Raw genomic sequence first — 16,454 nt, forward strand, 5'->3', positions numbered from 1 at the left:
CGTTAGCCCCTCGCATTCCATGTTCCGGCGCCCTTCGCTCCATCCCATTCATACGTAACCGACACTCCCAACTCCCTGACCATACGGTTCATCGCGCCCTTGCACCTTGAGCAAGGTGGGAGCTGGCCTCGCATCGTAACCACATCATCAGGACTCAACGGGTACTTGCCAGCGAACGGATCATTCGGAAGTGAAACCTTCGGCCCAGTGGAGGCACCTGCCATGCGTGAGAACCGATGCTCTGTGTGTGTGAAAGCGACATCATTGGGATAGCCGAGAGTAGCCTCCTCCGGAGTCATATCACCGCTCTCAAGCTTGACGTCTACACGCGTGCTTCCGTCAGGGGCTGTCACGGTGATATCGCACAGATGGCCTTTGCCGCCAGTGTTGTGAACCAGGACCGGCGTCCCGCCCGCCAGCACGTAGTACGTATGCAGCCCATCAACCGTGAGGTCATACGTAACCCCGTCCCCGTGGTACAGGCGAACCCCCGCGACCTCCACACTGCCGGTGTCGGTTTCCAAGAGGTCGCCCTCATGGAGGTCCTTCGCCTCGACGAAGGCGGACTGGGTCCGGTCGTAGAACGGGTGGTGGTAGGTGGTCGTGATCGTCGTCGCGGATGCGGATGCGGATGCGGGCGTCGGGCTCAGGGCCGTGAGCGCCGCAGCCGTAGCGGCCAGGCCGACAGCGGCCTTCTTCAGGACGCGGTTCTTGAGGCCGCCGGTCTTGGTCGTGGGAGCGACCGTCACGTCCACGAAGTCGTGGTCAGTGGTGGTGACGATGACCTTGTCGACCTTGTGGGTCTCGGTGACGCCGGGCTTGCCGGGTACCGCGTTCTTGATCTCGTCCCCGGCCTTGATCTGGTCGATCGGCCGGGTAGAGCCATCCGCCATGGCCACTCGGGTCGAGCCGGTGAAGCTGTGTGGCCCCTTTTCACACCCGGTGCCCGGCGCTTCTTCGGCACTTCGGCCCCCGCCGATGCGCCCCTTCACACGCGCGGCCACCGCGGACACAGCTCCGCCGAGCACACCACCGACCACTCCACCGACCGCGCCTTCCGCGGCACCACTGGCTGTCGCATCGGCAGCCCCGGACCACGAGCACCCCGCCCCACTCCGGGAGCAGTTGATCCCGTAGTCGGCGGCACCGGTCGCCCCGCCGGACATCCCTCCGATCGTCGCGCCCTCCAGTACGTTGGTGACCACCTTCGGCAGGGCACTGCCCAGCGCGGACTCGGCGAGCTTGCCGCCGAGCGCACCGCCCAGTGCGCCACCGATGGCTCCGCCGACGGCCCCCATGACGGTGGAGCCCGCGAAGGCGCTCACCGAGCAGCCGCCGTGCTGGCCGGACATGCACTTGGCGCCCTGGTTCATGGCGCCGCCGACCGCTCCGGCGAGTGCTCCGCAGCCTGCCGCGCCGGCCACGGCGCCCACACCACCGGTGGGAGCGCCGACCGCGACCTCGCATCCGGCGAAGACGGCGACCGAGACGGCGAAGGAGGCGATGGCAGCAGCGTGGTTCTTGAAGAAGGTCGTGGTGGTGCGGACGGCCTTGGCCGTCGCGTGATAGGCGGTGGTTACCACCTGGACCGTCTGGTGATAGGCGTGGCTGACCACATGCTTGGTCGCGTGGTAGGCGTGACTGACTACATGTCTGGCTCTTCGGTAGCTGTCATGGATCTGTCGGTTGAGCCGCGCGATCTCCCGGTCCAGGCGGGCTATCTCCCGGTCCAGACGATCCATGGCGGCGTCGAACTCGTGCGAGAGGTACGAGGCGGCGCGGTGGTAGGTGTCGGAGGCCCAGTTGGAGACGGAGTCCCAGGTGTGCGACACCCACGACGTAGCCCTGTCCCAGGTGTTCGAGACCCACGAGGTCGCGCTGTGCCAGGCGTGCGAGACCGACCGCTTCAAGTTGCCCCACCAGCCGTGGCCGGACGGGTCCGTTCCCTTCAGCGGGTTGTCGTCGACATACGCGAACGGGTTGGCCGTGACCGAGTTCGGCACCGGGTCGAAGGACATGGTGTCCCGGTTCATGAACTGGCCCGTGGCCGGGTTGTACCAGCGGGCGGCCATGTTGACCTTGCCCGTGGTGTTGTCCGTCCAGCCGGACTGGTAGCCGAGCCTGCCCGCGGAGGCGCCGCCGGTTCCGATGACATTGCCCAGCGGGTCGTAGGCCGTGGAGGCGGCCATCGCCGAGCCCGTGGCGGAGAAGTTGCCGATCACGTCGTCGTGCTGATCGGTCAGCGCGAGCGTCCCCGCGCCCATTGCTGCACCCGGCGTGCCGATGCCGATCAAGCCGCCGTCGGGATCCCGGGTGTATGTGTTGCCGCCGTCCGAGGCCACGGTGTTGCCCGTACCGCTGTACGAGAAGGACACCTGGGTGCCGGTGCCACCGGCACCCGTGGCCGTGACGACTCGGCCCAGGGCATCCATGACGTACGTCTGCTTGTCCTGGCCGACCTGCTGGTCGAAGGCGTCGGAGGCGAAGGAGACAGTCGCCGAGGCTGATGACTGCGTCATCAGCGTGCCGCGCGCGCTGTACCGGTAGGTGTTGATGCCGTCGCCGGTGAGCTGGTCCCTGGCGTCGTACGTGTAGACGTTGGAGCCGACCCGGATCCGGTTGCCGGAGTCGTCGTAAGCGTACGCCGTCGACGTGCTGCCGTTGTTCCAGGAGGTGAGGCGGTTGGCCCAGTCGTAGGTGTAGGTGTTGTTGGCGGGGCCCGCGAGGCCCGTGGTCGTCTTGCTGGTCTGGTTGCCGTTGGCGTCGTAGCCGTAGCCGATGGAGGCGACGGTGGCGCCCGCGGCGGTCTTGAGGGTGTCGCCGGTCAGGCGGTGCAGGTGGTCGTAGGTGAAGGTACGGGTGTTCCCGTCCTTGCCGTACTGGATGCCGGCCCGCTGGGAGAGCGCGTTGTAGGTGTAGGTGAGTTGTGCGCCGGTAGCCGGGTCGTTGAGGGACGAGAGACGGCCCGCATTGTCATAGCCGTACGTCGCCGTGCCCGCCGCGTCCGTGCGGCTGGTCATCAGCCCGTCGCCGTTGTAACCGCACGAGCTGGTGCCGGCCGAACCCGCGGTGGTGAGAAGCATCCCCCGGTCGTTGTAGGTGAACGTGTTGGACGTCGCCGGGACCGTGCTCCCCACGGCGCTCGTGGCCGCCGTCAGCATGCGGTTGTCCGCGTCGTAGCTGAAGCTGCGGGTCGCCGTGGCGACGTCGGCTCCGGTGCCCGACTGGGACGTCAGGTTGCCGAGGGCGTCGTAGTCGGACGTGACCTTGACTCCGCCCGGGGCGGTCTGGGTCACCGCACGTCCCGCCGCGTCGTAGGACGTGGTGAAGGTGGAGTCGGCGGCAGTGGTGTAGCTGTATGTCGACGTGGTCACCGAGGGCTCGGTGGCCGACTCGGGCAGGTTCCAGGTGTTGAAGGTGTAGTACCTGGCGTTGCCGCGGCCGTCCGTGAAGCGCGTCCGGTGTCCGGCCGGGTCGTACCCGAAGCTGGTCGTGATCGAGTGGCCGGCATCGACCGGCTGCACCTCACCGGTCACCTGACCGAGCGCGTCACGCGTGTACGTGGTGGTGTGCTGATTGGCGTCCGTGGACGACATCAGGTGACCCGCCGCGCTGTATGTCGCCGATCGCGTCGACAGCACGGTCTTCCGGTCGGTGTCCAGGGACTGGGCCTGGACGGGGTTGCCGAGGTGGTCGTAGGAGACGGTGTTCCACGTGCCGTCGGGCAGCCCGACCGCGGTCTTGCGACCCTCCAGGTCGTATGTGGTCTGGGTGGTGTTGCCCGCGCCGTCGGTGACCTGGATGGTCTCGCCAACGCGGTTGTAGCCGTAGCTGGTGGTCACTCCGTTCTGGGTGGTGGCGGAGGCGAGGAACGCGCCGCCGGGGTTGGCCGCGGATGCCGCGTACGCGTAGGTGGTCGTGGACGTCGTGGGGCTCGGGAAGCGGTCGAGCACGGTCGAGGTCAGCTTGCGGCCCATGAAGTCGTACGTGGCCTGGGTCCGGACTCCGGACGGCGAAGTGGCAGAGATTGCCTCACCGTTGGCGTCGTAGACCGATTGCGTGACGCCCCGGTTGGCATCGGTCACCTGAGTGGTATCGCCAAGCTGGTCGTACGCGTACAGAGTGGTGTGCTTCAGCGGATCCGTGACCTGGGTGACGTTGCCCATCGCGTCGTAGGTCCAGCTGGTAGTGGCTCCCGTGATGGGAGTGGACGTCCCGGGCGGGGTGTAGTCGGGCAGGACCTGCCCCGTCTTGCGGCCCGCCGCGTCGAACGTCGTGGTGACGGTGTTGCCGTTCGGGTCCTGTGCCTCGGTCTCCTCACCGAAGGTGTTGTAGCCGACGGTGGTCGTGGGGTGCACCAGAGTGGGGGCACCACCGTTCGTCTCGGCGTTGACCGCCGGAGCGCTGGTGACCGTCGGGTGCCCGGCCTCGTCGTGGGCGTAGTTGGTGACGTTGTTGTCCGGGTCGGTCATGCTCAGCGGCAGGCCGCGCTTGTCGAGCTTCCAGGTGGTCGTCGCCTGGTCGCTGGAGGCCGTGGTGCCACCGCTGCGGTCGGCACCGTAGAGGCGGGAGACCTCGTCCGCCGACAGGGGGCGGGGGTAGGTCTGGACGTTGTCGATGGCGCCGTTGACCTGGTTGTAGAGGGCACCGCCGATGGTGCGCACCGCACCGAAGGTCGTCTGGCCGGGGGCGTTCCAGGGAGTGGAGTTCGTCGCCGTGCCGACGGGCTGGCCGTTGACGTAGAGCTTCATCGCGCCCGTGCTCGAGTCGAAGGTCGCGGCCAGGTGCGTCCAGGTGCCTGCGGCAGCGCTGCCCGCGGGTGAGAACACCGCCGGATAGGCGGTGCCGGATCCGTCGTTCGTGCTCGTGGCGAAGGCCCATGCCTTGGTGGCTGCGCTGTAGCCGAGGTAGAGCGCCTGGTGGTTGGCGCCGCCCTGGCCGACGAAGGTCTGGTCGGAGGCGGCCTGGCTGTTGAGCTTGGCCCAGGCGGAGACGGTGTACGACGACGCCGTGTTGAGCACGGGACCGTTGGTGGCGATCACGCTGCTCGTGCCGTTGAGCGAGGCTGCCCCGTCGTTCCAGGTCACGGCCGTCGCGGAAGCGGTGTTCCCGGTGCCGGAGGCATCGGTGACCGTGCTGCCGGACGTCTGGTTCAGCGGCCACCACCCGGTCGGGTGCCCGACGCCGTCCTGCCGTACGGAACGGCTGGTGAGGTTGCCCATGGCGTCGTAGGTCGAGCTGGTGGCGTGCGTCGTGCCGCTGCCGTCGCTGAGGGTGCTGGTGGCGACCCGGTCGTCGGGGGTGTACGACACCGTGGTGGTGCGGTTGACGCCCGTGGGGTCGATGGTGGTGGCGGTCACGCGGTCAGCGGCGTCCACGGTGGACTTGGTCACCGTCGCACCGTTGTTGGTGGCCTGCTGGATCAGGTTCCCGGCCGCGTCGTAGGTGTTGGCCTGCTGGACGAACGTGTTCTTGCCCGTCGGGTCGGCGCGGGTGATCGACGCGGTGAGGCCGTTGTCGGTGTAGGTGTACGAGGTGGTGTTGCCCATCGCGTCGGTGATGGACTGCAGCCGCCCGGCCGGGTCGTAGGCCCGTGAGGACTGCACGAGATCCTTTGCGGCGGAGGGGCTTGCCGGATCGCCTGTGTATCCCTTGAGGGTCTGTGTCAGCAGGTGGCCGTTGGCATCGTAGGTGTAGGCGGTGGTGTTGCCGAGCGCGTCGCGCTCGGTGGCCTTGTTCCCGTAGGCGTCGTAGGTGAGGGCCGTGGTGGCCTTCGTGGCGTCGGTGTTCGTCTCCAGTTGGTTGTACTGGTTGTACGTGGAGGTGACGGTCCGGGGGGCGTCGCCGCCGGAGAGGTCTGCGACCGTCTGCGAGGTGACGAGGCCGTCGGCGTCGTAGACCGTGCTGGTCTGCGCCTGGTGGACGGCACCGGTGACCCGGTTGGTCACGGCGGGATCGGTCTGCTGGACGACCTGCGACTCGGCGTCGTAGCGGTACTGGGTGACGAGGCCGTTGGGGAAGGTGTCGGAGACGACCTTCTTGGCCAGCGTCCGGCCGAGGTTGTCGTAGGTGAAGCTGGTGACCAGCCCGTTGGGGTCAGTGGTGGAGGCGACGTCACCGTTCTTGAAATAGGTGATCGTCGTGGTCGCTCCTCCCGGAGAGACTGTTCTGTACGGCAATCCCTTGGGCGCGTAGCCGCCGTCGGCGGCCGCGATCGAGGTTCCGTCGGTGTAGGCGATCGCGGTGGTGCGCCCGTTGGAGAAGCCCGGGACGGCCGGGGTGGTCACGCCGGTGCGGTTCCCCGCCGCGTCGTAGGAGAAAGAGGTCAGGTAGGTGTTGTCGGTCGCCGAGGACGAACGGCCGTCGCGCACAGCGGCCGGCAGGTCGTTCTGCGGGTTGGGGGTCAGCTGGGCACTGGTGTCGTCGGGAAGGTAGCTGGTGTACGTGGTCGAGCAGGCCTGGGCCGCCTGGTTCTGGCAAGTGGTCTTGCTGACCTCGTTGCCGCGTACGTCGTGTCCTGTGGTGACGACGTTGCCGTTCGGATCGGTGACCGTGTGCAGGAAGCCACCCGTGTCGTAGCCGTAGGTGGTCTGGTAGCCGCGGCCGTCGATCTGGGCGACCTCGCGGTTGCCGTTCCAGATGTCGTACTGGTAGCTGATGGCCTTGCCGCCGGGGTCGGTGACCTTGACGGTCTTCAGCGGGGACAGCCCGTTGGAGTTCCGGCCGGCCGACCAGTGTGCGGCGGCGTCCTGGCCGGACAGCTCGGTCCGGTGGAAGGCGACTTCAGCGATGGAGCCGGAGAAGTAGCCGAGGGCATTGGCAGGACGGGCGGGCCAGCCAGTGGACTCACCGGCACCGATGTAGTTGTAGCCCGCGGCCGAACCCCGCAGCGCTGCCGTGGTGGAGCCGGCCTGCACACCGTCCACGTACAGGTGCTGACCGCTGCCGGAACCGGTGAGCAGGGTGTGGTGCCACTTGCCGTCGTTCACCGGCGCCGGGGAGACCATGCCACCCGAGGCGCCATTGGTGTCCCAGAACTTGCCGTGCAGCTTGCCGTCGGTGCCGACGTACAGGGAGGGCGTCCAGTCCGTGGCGGTCGGAGTCGGCCCGTTCACGGCCGAGCCCGCCTGACCGAAGAGCACGCCACCCGATGCGTCGCCGGGTGAGGTCTTGAACCACATCTCCACCGAGTTCGGACCGGTCTGCACCTGCTGGCTCGCCGGCAGCTGGACGAGCGAGGAAGACCCGTTGAATGCCGCCCCGGTCGTGTCGGTGAAGGGGCCCTCGGTGCCGAGCGTGACGTTGGCGTACGTCGCCGTCCCGGAGTTCACCTCGTTGACTGCCTGGGCCACGCCCGCCGAGTCGCCGAGGCGGTAGTAGGCGGCCGGTCCGGAGCCGAGCACGGCGGAGCGGTAGACCTGGCTGGAGCCCGACACGGCGGGGGCGGCCATGTTCCAGTTGCCGCCGTTGGAATCGGTCAGGCGGGTGACCGCAGTGGTGATGGGGTCGTAGCCGACCGATGCGTAGGACTTGCCGGAGGGACGGGTGACGGAGCTGAGGAGGCTGGCGGGTTTGGCGCCGGCCTGGTAGAGGTCCGACACATTGCCCTGCGCGAGCGGCTTGTCGTAGAAGGCGACGTTGGAGATCGCCCCCTTGAAGTAGCTGGCGTAGAGCGTCTGCGAATTGGGGTGGGGCTGGTCGGGCCAGTTGTTACCGAGATAGCCGGTTCCGAGATACACCTGGCTGTACAGCCAGGGAATGGTGCCGCCCAGGCCGACCGCTCCCGAACCGGGGGCGGTACCGACCTGGTTCCCGTCCACCCACATCTTCTGCGCCGTCCACGACCCTGCGAGCACGACGTGGTGCCATTTGCCGTCGGCTACCGAGCCTGTGGTGCTGATCGGAGCAGGATTCTCCGTGCCGTACCAGTACAAGCCGTTGAGCTTGCCGTCGCTGCCTATGTAGAGCGCGGGCAGCGCGTCGTCCTTGGTCGTGGTGGCCTTTACCGGCCGGTCGGACGCCGAGAAGAGCACACCGGCCGCAGTGGTCGATGTCTTGAACCACAGAGAGATCGACTGTGCCGAGCTGGACCCCAGTCCCAGGTTCGGCAGCTTCACGTACGAGGAGGAACCATTGAAGTCGGCGGCTGTCGCGCTGCTGCCCGCCAGCGGTCCGGGCTGGCCGAGGGTCACGTTGCTGTAGGTGGCATTGTCCGCTCCGGCGCGGGCGAGCACGGCGCTGGCGGCCGTGCTTCCGGAGCTCTCGGCGAGCGGCCAGTAGGAACTCGGGCCCTGGTCGAGCACCTGGTTGTGGTGCTGGGACCCCGAGGCGTAGCCGTAACGGGCGCAGCCCGTGGTGTCGACCGGCGAGCACACCTGGGTCAGCTGATCGCCGTTGTAGGAGTACGTCCAGGTCGCCGCGGTCGCTGGCTGGCCCGCGGTGGCGGGGTCGGTGGCGACGGTCGCGACGTGAGCGGTGCTCGCCCCCGATGGGGTGGACCAGGTGAGATACAGGGCGCGTCCGGAGACTGCTGAGGTCATGGCCGTGATGTGGCCGGAGGACCAGGTGAAGTTCTCGGCACGGCCGTTGGCGTCGGTGATGGAGGTGATGCCGTACGCGCCGGATCCCAGGGACTGGGTGAAGGCATAGACGGTGGCGCTCTTGTCCGTGAGGGAGTAGCCACCCCCGCTCATGGGCTTGAAGGTGGCGAAACGTCCCTGCGGCGGTGAGAACGAGCCGTCCGGGTTCTTGCCGTAGCCGACGGCCGATCCGTCGGGGTAGGTCACCTGCACGCCGGCCACGGCGCCGGAGGCGTCGTACTGCTCGGCGGCCCGGGAATCGAAGATGCTGGACCAGCCGGCGCCGAAGGCTCCTGTGACCCGGGGGTCACGGGAGTTGTAGTCGCGGGTCACCGTCAGGGACGGTCCAGGGGTCGAGACGTTCGCGTCGGTGGCCGAGGTGGTGTAGTTGCCGATCGCGGGGCTGTACCCATGGCCGTCCGTGTTCTGGGAGAGCCCAGAAGTCACGGCGGGCTGTGGTACCTGGGTGGATATCAGCTGCCAGTTCGGACCGGCCGAATAGTTCGTGCCGTCGAACGACTGCACTTCCCAGTAGTAGGCCTGGCCCCACTTCAGCTTGCCGACCGGCACGTTGTAGTAGTTGCTGCCGATGAGCCCGGAGTCGGCGAGTTTGTTGCCGTTGGTGTCGTAGACCTGGAAGTTGTACTTCAGGGTCGTGTTGAGCTGAGTGTCGTAGGATCCGACTGCAGTGAGCTGCGGAGTCAGGGTGTTGACCGGGGCGTTGTTCGCCGGAGACGTGGAGACCACCTGAGGGAGCATGGCCCCGGTGTAGGTGAGCATCAGGGACACCGCTGTGTCCGCGTTGTTGGCAGACCCGAACTGCTTCCAGTGCAGGTTGTCGGAGGTGGAGGCGTAGACCGCCAGACCGTAGTCATTGGCAGGTCCGCTGGCCGAGGCCCAGTTGTTGAAAACCCCGGTGGACAGCGGCACTGTCAGACGGTCGTTCCTGGCCGGATCGCCTCCCTGGTTGGTGCAGCTGTAGGGCACGTTCGGCGTCAGGTTGCCGATCGAGGAGCCGTAGGAAGGTCCGGGCCAGCCGACCACCTGCTGGGGCGTCCACGCCTTGGTGACCGGCGCGACGTCGAAGCGCTCCGGTGTGCAGGTGGACGACCAGATGGCGTAGAGCGTCAGCTCGGCCGCCGAGACCGTGACCCGGGAGTTGTCCAGGCCCAGGTTGGGGAACTGGAGGTAGGAGACCGCGGAGTGGGGGCCTGAGTCCCAGGAGCCGACCTTCATGGTCTGCTCCATCGAGTGGTCGCCGGGCTCGCCGGACTCCGCGTAGGTGGTGATGGCTTGTGTGTTGGTCACCGACGGGTCAACGATCACGGGAAACACCCGCTCGCGCGCGTGCAGCCACGAGGCGTCCAGCGTCACTTTCAGCGACGTGCGCCCTCCCGACTCCACCAGCCGGTATTTGACCGCGTGCGTGGTGCCGTGCTCGCCCGACACGGGATCGGTCTTCGCATCGAAGGCGTACGCTGCCGGAATCACCACCGAGGGCTTCCCCGAGGCGTCCAGCAGCTTGACGGATCCGTCCTCCGCGAGAATGGGTCGCAGCCCTTGAGTGTCCAGGGGGAACGTCCACTCGTTGCCTGCTCGGGCCGAGTGGAGGATCAGTGATTCCTTCAGCCCGATGGCCCCCGAGTGCAAGGTCAGGTCGGTCTCGGGAAGCACGTTGGGGTAGCGCGCGGTGGAGCCGGACACCTCCGGCTTGACTGCGGCCGCGCCTTCCAGGCCGTACGACAGCGCGTGCGAGCTGTCCGGGGCCACCCTCGCGAGTGCCGCGTCCGTGGCCTGCGGCGCGAAGTCCACGGCAGTGGAGTTCGCGCCTTGGTGCAGGCGTCCGTCAGAGCCGGTGCGCATCGTTGTGTCGATGTGCTGCCAGTCGCCGTCGCCGTCGCGGAAATTGACAGGCGCAGGAGCCAGTTTCCGCGTGTAGGAGCCGTCGGCGTTCTGAAAGTAGTCCGACGTGGCCGTCGACTTCGAGGCGTCGCGCTTGCTGGTCTTGGCATTGAAGCCCAGCCCGCCCGCGCTCGGCCCCTTGGCCGTCTTCCGGGCGTACGGCTCGTAGGACGGCAGCTCCCCCTTGCCCGGCTTCGACTTCTGCCCGGCGCCGCGCCCGGCGCGGGTCGAGCCCGCCGAGGCGTTGTGGCTCCGACCTGCTGCGGTGCCCGATGCCTGGCGCGGCAGGTGCCCCCAGTCCGGGGGCTTGTGGCCGGTGAACCAGGAAGTCAGCCCGGAGAGACCGGGCGTGGGCAGGGGCTCCAGCGTCGCCCCCATCGCGGCGGCCTGACCGCAGGTCAGGGCCATGGCGAGGGTTGTCAGGAGGAGCATGGCCACGGCGCGTGGCAGACGTTGGTACCGATGTCTCCACCGGCCGGGGCGGCAGAGGGGACGGGGACGCATGAAAACGACTCCATTGAAGATCAACTGCAAAACAGCTGACCTTCACCCATAGGGGTCGTTTCACACCAGAGCCATGATCATGACCTTAAGAAATCTTTATCTGGACTAGACTAAAGCCGACCTGCGGAAATGCGGCGACAACACAGTAATCCACACAAACTGTTCACTCACTCACCGCATCCTTCACCACCCGCGCCACTGCCGAACGAGTCCCCGACGACTTCGGAATCACCGTCACATTGCCACCGGCTTCACCGTCTCCGACGACCACGAACCGGGCCTTGGGCGTCCGCCCCGCAACCTCTTCCGTCGCAGCTGTCGGCGTCTTGCCGACCGCGACCACGACATCGCAGTTCCGCTGGACGAGCGTGTTCACGTACGGAACAGCGTTCGCCACGGTGTCGGGGCCGAACACCGGCAGGTTCATCACCTTGGCGCGGGTGGCGATGGAGGCGTCCTCCATCCCGGCCCAGACCGGGGCGGCCTCGCTTCCCGTCACCCCGTGATCGTCGGTCAGCAAGCAAGCGCTGTGGGAGGTGTACTGGCGGGCCCTCGGCGGCGCGCTCTCCTCGTCGTCGCCGCTCAGCACGACAGCCGCGATCACCCCGCCCACCAGCACCACTGCTCCGGCCCCGGCGGCCACCCATGACTTGCGACGCATCGCGCATTTCCTCTCCCGGCAAGACCGGGCACGGCGCCCGGTCGTGGATCGGCGCGAGCATAGACACACACCGGACGAGTCACCTCAACCGGGGCACCCCGCCCACCCCTCAGCGGTGTTGACCCCGTCCCCCCGCCCTGGCTAGCTTCGCCGCACGGATGGTGGATTCCGTGCAGCGGAAGACGATGGACAGCGGACACCAGACAGCAGACAGCAGACAGCAGACAGCAGACAGCAGACAGACGGAGGGTGCGATGGGGAAGCAGCAGGCTGTCGAGACGACCTTCGCCCCCGCGGTGGCCGAGCGCATCGGCGCGGCCCTCGCTGGCGTCGACGCCGCGCTCGCCCGGCGCTATCCCGGTGACCCCGGTACCCGGCAGCCCGTGCACACCGTCTACGTCCCCGCCGACGCCTTCGCCGCCGGTACCGTCCGCTCCTGGGGCGACCAGGCGCTCGCCGCCCTGGACCGGCACGCCCCGGACCCGAAGTCCTTCGCGACGATCTTCGGGATACCCGAGCCGCTGGCGAAGGCCGTGCACCCGCGCGTACGCGCCAAGTTGCAGCGCGAGCCCGTCGAGGATCTGCGGATCGACTTCGAGGACGGATACGGGGCGCGCCCCGACTCCGAGGAGGACGCGGCGGCCGCCCGTGCGGCACGGCTGGTGGCGGAGGCGTACGAGCAGGGCTCGGCGGCCCCGTACACGGGCATCCGCATGAAGTGCATGGAGGCCGCCGTACGGGACCGGGGCATCCGGACCCTCGACATCTTCCTCACCGGCCTGATGGCGGCGGGCGGGCTGCCTGAGGGACTCGTGTTCACCCTGCCCAAGGTCGCCTACCCCGAGCAGGTCACCGCGCTGGTGCGGCTGGCGGAGGAGTTCGAGAGAGCGCGGGGGCTCGCCGCGGGGCGGATCCGGTTCGAGGTCCAGATCGAGACCACGCAGGCGATCGTCGGGGCCGACGGGCGCGCCACCGTCGCCCGTCTGATCGAGGCGGGCGAGGGCCGCGTCACCGCGCTCCACTACGGCACGTTCGACTACAGCGCCGCGTGCGGCGTGAGCGCTGCCCACCAGTCGCTCGACCACCCGGCGGCCGACCATGCCAAGGCCGTCATGCAGGCGGCCGCGGCCGGGACCGGGGTGCGGCTGTCGGACGGCTCGACCAATGTGCTGCCCGTGGGGGCCACCGAGCAGGTCCACGGCGCGTGGCGGCTCCATCACCGGCTCGTGCGGCGGTCGTTGGCCCGCGCGTACTACCAGGGCTGGGACATGCACCCGGCGCATCTGCCGAGCCGGTACGCCGCGGTCTACGGCTTCTACCGGGAGGGCCTGGAGCGGGCCGCCGAGCGGATCGCGGCCTATGCCGACGCGCGGGCCGGGGGCGATGTGATGGACGAGCCCGCCACCGCGCGGGCGCTGAGCGGGTATTTGCTGCGGGGCGTGGACTGCGGTGCGGTGGACGCGGAAGAGGTCGGCGCGCTCACCGGCCTCGCCCGGGCCGAAATCCGGCGGCTTGCGGGCCGTGCGGAAGAGCCCGCGGATTGAGTCCGGTGTCTGCTGCCGCTACCACCACACCTGTCTCTCCAGGTGTGCCGCGATCTTCGGGTCGTCGTTCAGATAGGGGGCGAGCCCGACTACCGGTTCTTCCCATCGTGCTTTCAGGAGCTGCGCAGCCGACAGGCCCTTGGCGTCGGTGAGATTCGTTCCGCTCAGTTTCGCCCGGGTGAGATTCGCCGGCGGTAGGTACGTTCCGTAGGACCATCGCGACCAGGGGAGGCGGTAACGGGTGTCCAGCTTGGAGAGGTTCGCCTTCGTGAGGTCCGCTCTGGTGAGGTCTGCGTTGGTGAAGTCCGTGCCGGTGAGGGTGGCGCCGTTGAGCCTGGAGTCGCAGAGCCTGGCCTTGATGAGCCTCGCGCCGGTGAGATCGACCCGGCTGAGGTCGGCCCGGCTGAGGTCGGCCGCGTGGAGCAGGGCACGGCGAAGATCCGCGCCAACGAGGTTGGCACCGGCCAGATCAGTGCCGTCCAGCCAGACGCCACTGAGGTCAGCCCCACCCAGCTGAGCCAGTAGGAGGCTCAACTCGGAGAGGTCGATCGCCTGGCTGCGGTCGAGGTGGCGCCGGGAGGCCGGGCGGGTCAGGGCGGTGAGCGCGGCCTGGACGTCGGCGTCGACCTCGATATGCGAACATTCCGGTTCCAGACCACCGTTCTCGTCAAGGCTTGCCCTGGGTGCCCGGTGGCGGATGAAGGCGTTGAGGACCTGGGCCGCGTGCGTGGCCTGGTCCGGGGAGTCCTGGACGATCTGTTCCAGCGCGAGGACGCCGCCGATGCGTACGTACATCTCGGCCGATCCGAGTCTCTCCAGCGCCTTGGTGAAGCGGTCGGTGACCTGGCCCCGGCGCGTGAGCCGGTAGTTGCGGGCGGTGTAGACCAGCGCGACGCCGGCCCCCAGCGCCGCGACCGCCTGAATGACGGCCAACCGGAACTGCCCCTCCGCCTGCGCCCTCGCGGCGGTGTCCAGCTTCGACCAGCCGGGACGCGCCATCGGTATGAGCGCCCGCCAGGTCTCCGCGCCCCACCACCACACGATCAGGCCCGCACCCGACGCGGCGGCCAGGGCCAGAGCCCGGCCGTGCCACGACATCCGCAATCCGCTGCTCATATCCGCACATCACCACAGGACGGCCGAGATGGTTGCCGGGTTGAGGAGAATATGAGACTCCATAGCCGGGGGAATTTCTTTCGCCGCGGGTCACGGACCCGATTGCGCGGCTCCTAGCATGGCCGAATCCGGGTCCGTCGCCGCCGAACAAGGCGCCCCGCAGCACACCGATCAAGCCAGCCCATTCGTCAGCGATCACCCCAAAGCTATCAAAGCAGTCACATCGCCTCATATAGGCGACATATAGACGCCCTTCAACACCCGCTGACAACTGCTCGATGCAGAGAGCAGTCATCTCGACGTCCGGATTGAGTCATTCCACCACGACTTGATCAGCGCTTTCCGTGATCTTGTGAAGTACACCACATTCCCACCGGCTGCAACTGACCGTCGGAACCAGCCATCACATTCGAACCGCCTGCTAGAACTCTCCTACCGCCGCTCCCCTGCCCGGAATTCAGCTGCGTCCGTCCAGGGAGCGGGAATTCACGAATACACAGTGGAGGCAAAAATGGAGAAGGATTTCGACCTCGACGTCCGCGTGGCCGTTGCCCCGACGCAGGACACCACGCAGGGCTTCGCGAGCATCGGCAGCACCTGCTGGTCCTGCAACAACGCTTCCTGCGGTTGCCCGATCACGATCGGCTACCCGACGGTCTGCTGATCGCCTGACGGGCATCCGCCCGTAGCGGGGAAGGCTCCCGGTGCCATCCGGCACCGGGAGCCTTCTCGGGAATGTCAATGCAGTTGATGTCAATGCAGTGGTGAATCGGGGGGAGTCCGCGGTGGCGGTGCTGGAATTCGATACAAGGACCGCCGAAGTGGCCCGGGCCGTGGCCGACCGGCTGGCGGCGTTCGCCCGTGCGGCAGTGGAGAATCCGGAGCGCACGCCGGGAAACGAGTCCGCCGCGCACGGGTCGAGCCTGGCCGACGGCTACCCGGGGATCGCCCTTGCCCTGCTGCACGCCGGAAAGACGCTGGACGAGCCGAAGCTCATCGACGCGGCACAGGCCCTGCTCCGCCGTTCCGCTCAGGCCACCGCCGAAGAGCCGCTGTCCGGGGCCGGTCTCTACGCCGGAACCGCGGGTTTCGCCTCCGTCCTCCTCGACTTCTCGGCGCACGACAGCCGCTACCTGCCCTCCGTGCGCCGCATCGCCGACCGGCTCGGCGAACAGATCGCGGCCGCGCCGCGCAAGGAGCCCGGGGCAGGCCTGCCGGTCTCCGACTTCGACGTCATCTCGGGCGCGGCCGGTCAGCTGGCCACGGCGGTCCGGCTCTGCACGGCCCTGGACTCCTCGCCCGGCGACCCGATCCGCACCGCGGCCGAACAGCTGACGGCGTATCTCCTGCGGGTGACCGAGCAGGACGACCGGCAGCGGTTCGGCTGGTTCACGGGGCCGGACTACTACCCGGCCTATCCGGGGTACGAGGAGCAGGCCCCGCACGGGATGTACAACCTGGGCTTCGCGCACGGCCTGCCGGGCATCGTCTCGGCCCTGTGCGCCGCGGCCGCCGCCGGGATCGGCGGCCCGGGCCCGGTCGAACGCCTCGCGCAGACCACGGCCTGGCTGGTCGAGAACCAGCTCAAGGACGAGGTGCCCGGCGCCGCCTGGCCGAACCTCCTCCGGGCCGAGGAGGGAACCGGACGGCCCCTCGCCCCGCTCGGCCAGCACCCCGCGCGCGCCGCCTGGTGCTACGGCGCCCCGGGCATCGGCATCGCCCTGCTGAGCGCTTCCAAGGTGCTCGGCGACTTCGCCCTCGAGGCGACTGCGGTCGGAGCCCTCCAGCGGGTGGTGGACTGGGCTCCGGAGGAGCGGACCATCTTCGCGCCCAACCTCTGCCACGGCCACTCCGGACTGCTGGCGGTCTATCAGCGGGCATACGCCGTCACGGGTTCGGCCTCCTTCCGGGCCATGGCCGAGGACTCGCTCTCCACCGTCCTGTCACTGGCGGACGAGGCCCACCCCTATGTGCTGACGGACGAGCCCAGGCGCGGCGAGTTCGCCGACGACCCGGGTTTTCTCAACGGCGCGGCCGGTGTGCTGCTCGCGCTCTGCGGGGCGCTCGCAACGAAGCCGACCGGGTGGGACGAAGTCTTCTTCCTCACCCCGGCCTGAACCGCCCTGCTTCGTCAGCGCGTTGCCCAAG

Annotated in this window: 6 protein-coding genes; 3 read left to right on the forward strand and 3 right to left on the reverse strand. The window is 68.3% G+C overall.

The features are described 5' to 3' along the window. Positions 1-2: 2 nt before the first annotated feature. On the reverse strand, positions 3-10,913 hold the full coding sequence (locus AC1Z4A_RS02750) for a LamG-like jellyroll fold domain-containing protein (protein ID WP_483676211.1): 10,911 nt from the start codon (positions 10,911-10,913) through the stop codon (positions 3-5). 235 nt (positions 10,914-11,148) lie between these two features. Beyond that, positions 11,149-11,646 carry a BMP family ABC transporter substrate-binding protein gene (locus tag AC1Z4A_RS02755; RefSeq protein WP_483676212.1) on the reverse strand — a complete coding sequence of 166 codons (498 nt, stop codon included), beginning with the start codon at positions 11,644-11,646 and terminating at the stop codon, positions 11,149-11,151. A gap of 254 nt (positions 11,647-11,900) precedes the next feature. On the opposite strand from AC1Z4A_RS02755, the gene AC1Z4A_RS02760 reads away from it, so the two are divergent. After that, positions 11,901-13,190, forward strand: a complete 1,290-nt coding sequence (locus tag AC1Z4A_RS02760; protein WP_483676213.1) for a DUF6986 family protein — start codon at positions 11,901-11,903, stop codon at positions 13,188-13,190. Positions 13,191-13,208: 18 nt separating this feature from the next. Here AC1Z4A_RS02760 and AC1Z4A_RS02765 read toward each other — a convergent pair whose 3' ends face one another. Next, complete coding sequence (locus AC1Z4A_RS02765; RefSeq protein WP_483676214.1) at positions 13,209-14,306, reverse strand: pentapeptide repeat-containing protein; 1,098 nt, start codon at positions 14,304-14,306, stop codon at positions 13,209-13,211. 511 nt (positions 14,307-14,817) lie between these two features. Between AC1Z4A_RS02765 and AC1Z4A_RS02770 the strand changes: the two genes are divergently transcribed. Together AC1Z4A_RS02770 and AC1Z4A_RS02775 are read left to right on the forward strand one after the other, a co-directional pair. Further along, positions 14,818-14,970, forward strand: coding sequence for an FDLD family class I lanthipeptide (locus tag AC1Z4A_RS02770; protein ID WP_483676215.1), 153 nt, complete (start codon positions 14,818-14,820; stop codon positions 14,968-14,970). A 121-nt stretch (positions 14,971-15,091) separates the two neighbouring features. Further along, the gene (locus AC1Z4A_RS02775) at positions 15,092-16,423 is read left to right on the forward strand and encodes a lanthionine synthetase C family protein (RefSeq protein WP_483676216.1); all 1,332 of its coding nucleotides are present in this window, start codon (positions 15,092-15,094) and stop codon (positions 16,421-16,423) included. Positions 16,424-16,454 lie beyond the last annotated feature (31 nt).

Source organism: Streptomyces sp. 17_S59 (assembly GCF_056930295.1).

Coding starts and splice junctions, on each gene's coding strand:
- AC1Z4A_RS02750 (WP_483676211.1), bottom strand. CDS start 10,913: ATGCTCCTCCTGACAACCCTCGCCATGGCCCTGACCTGCGGTCAGGCC.
- AC1Z4A_RS02755 (WP_483676212.1), bottom strand. CDS start 11,646: ATGCGTCGCAAGTCATGGGTGGCCGCCGGGGCCGGAGCAGTGGTGCTG.
- AC1Z4A_RS02760 (WP_483676213.1), top strand. CDS start 11,901: ATGGGGAAGCAGCAGGCTGTCGAGACGACCTTCGCCCCCGCGGTGGCC.
- AC1Z4A_RS02765 (WP_483676214.1), bottom strand. CDS start 14,306: ATGAGCAGCGGATTGCGGATGTCGTGGCACGGCCGGGCTCTGGCCCTG.
- AC1Z4A_RS02770 (WP_483676215.1), top strand. CDS start 14,818: ATGGAGAAGGATTTCGACCTCGACGTCCGCGTGGCCGTTGCCCCGACG.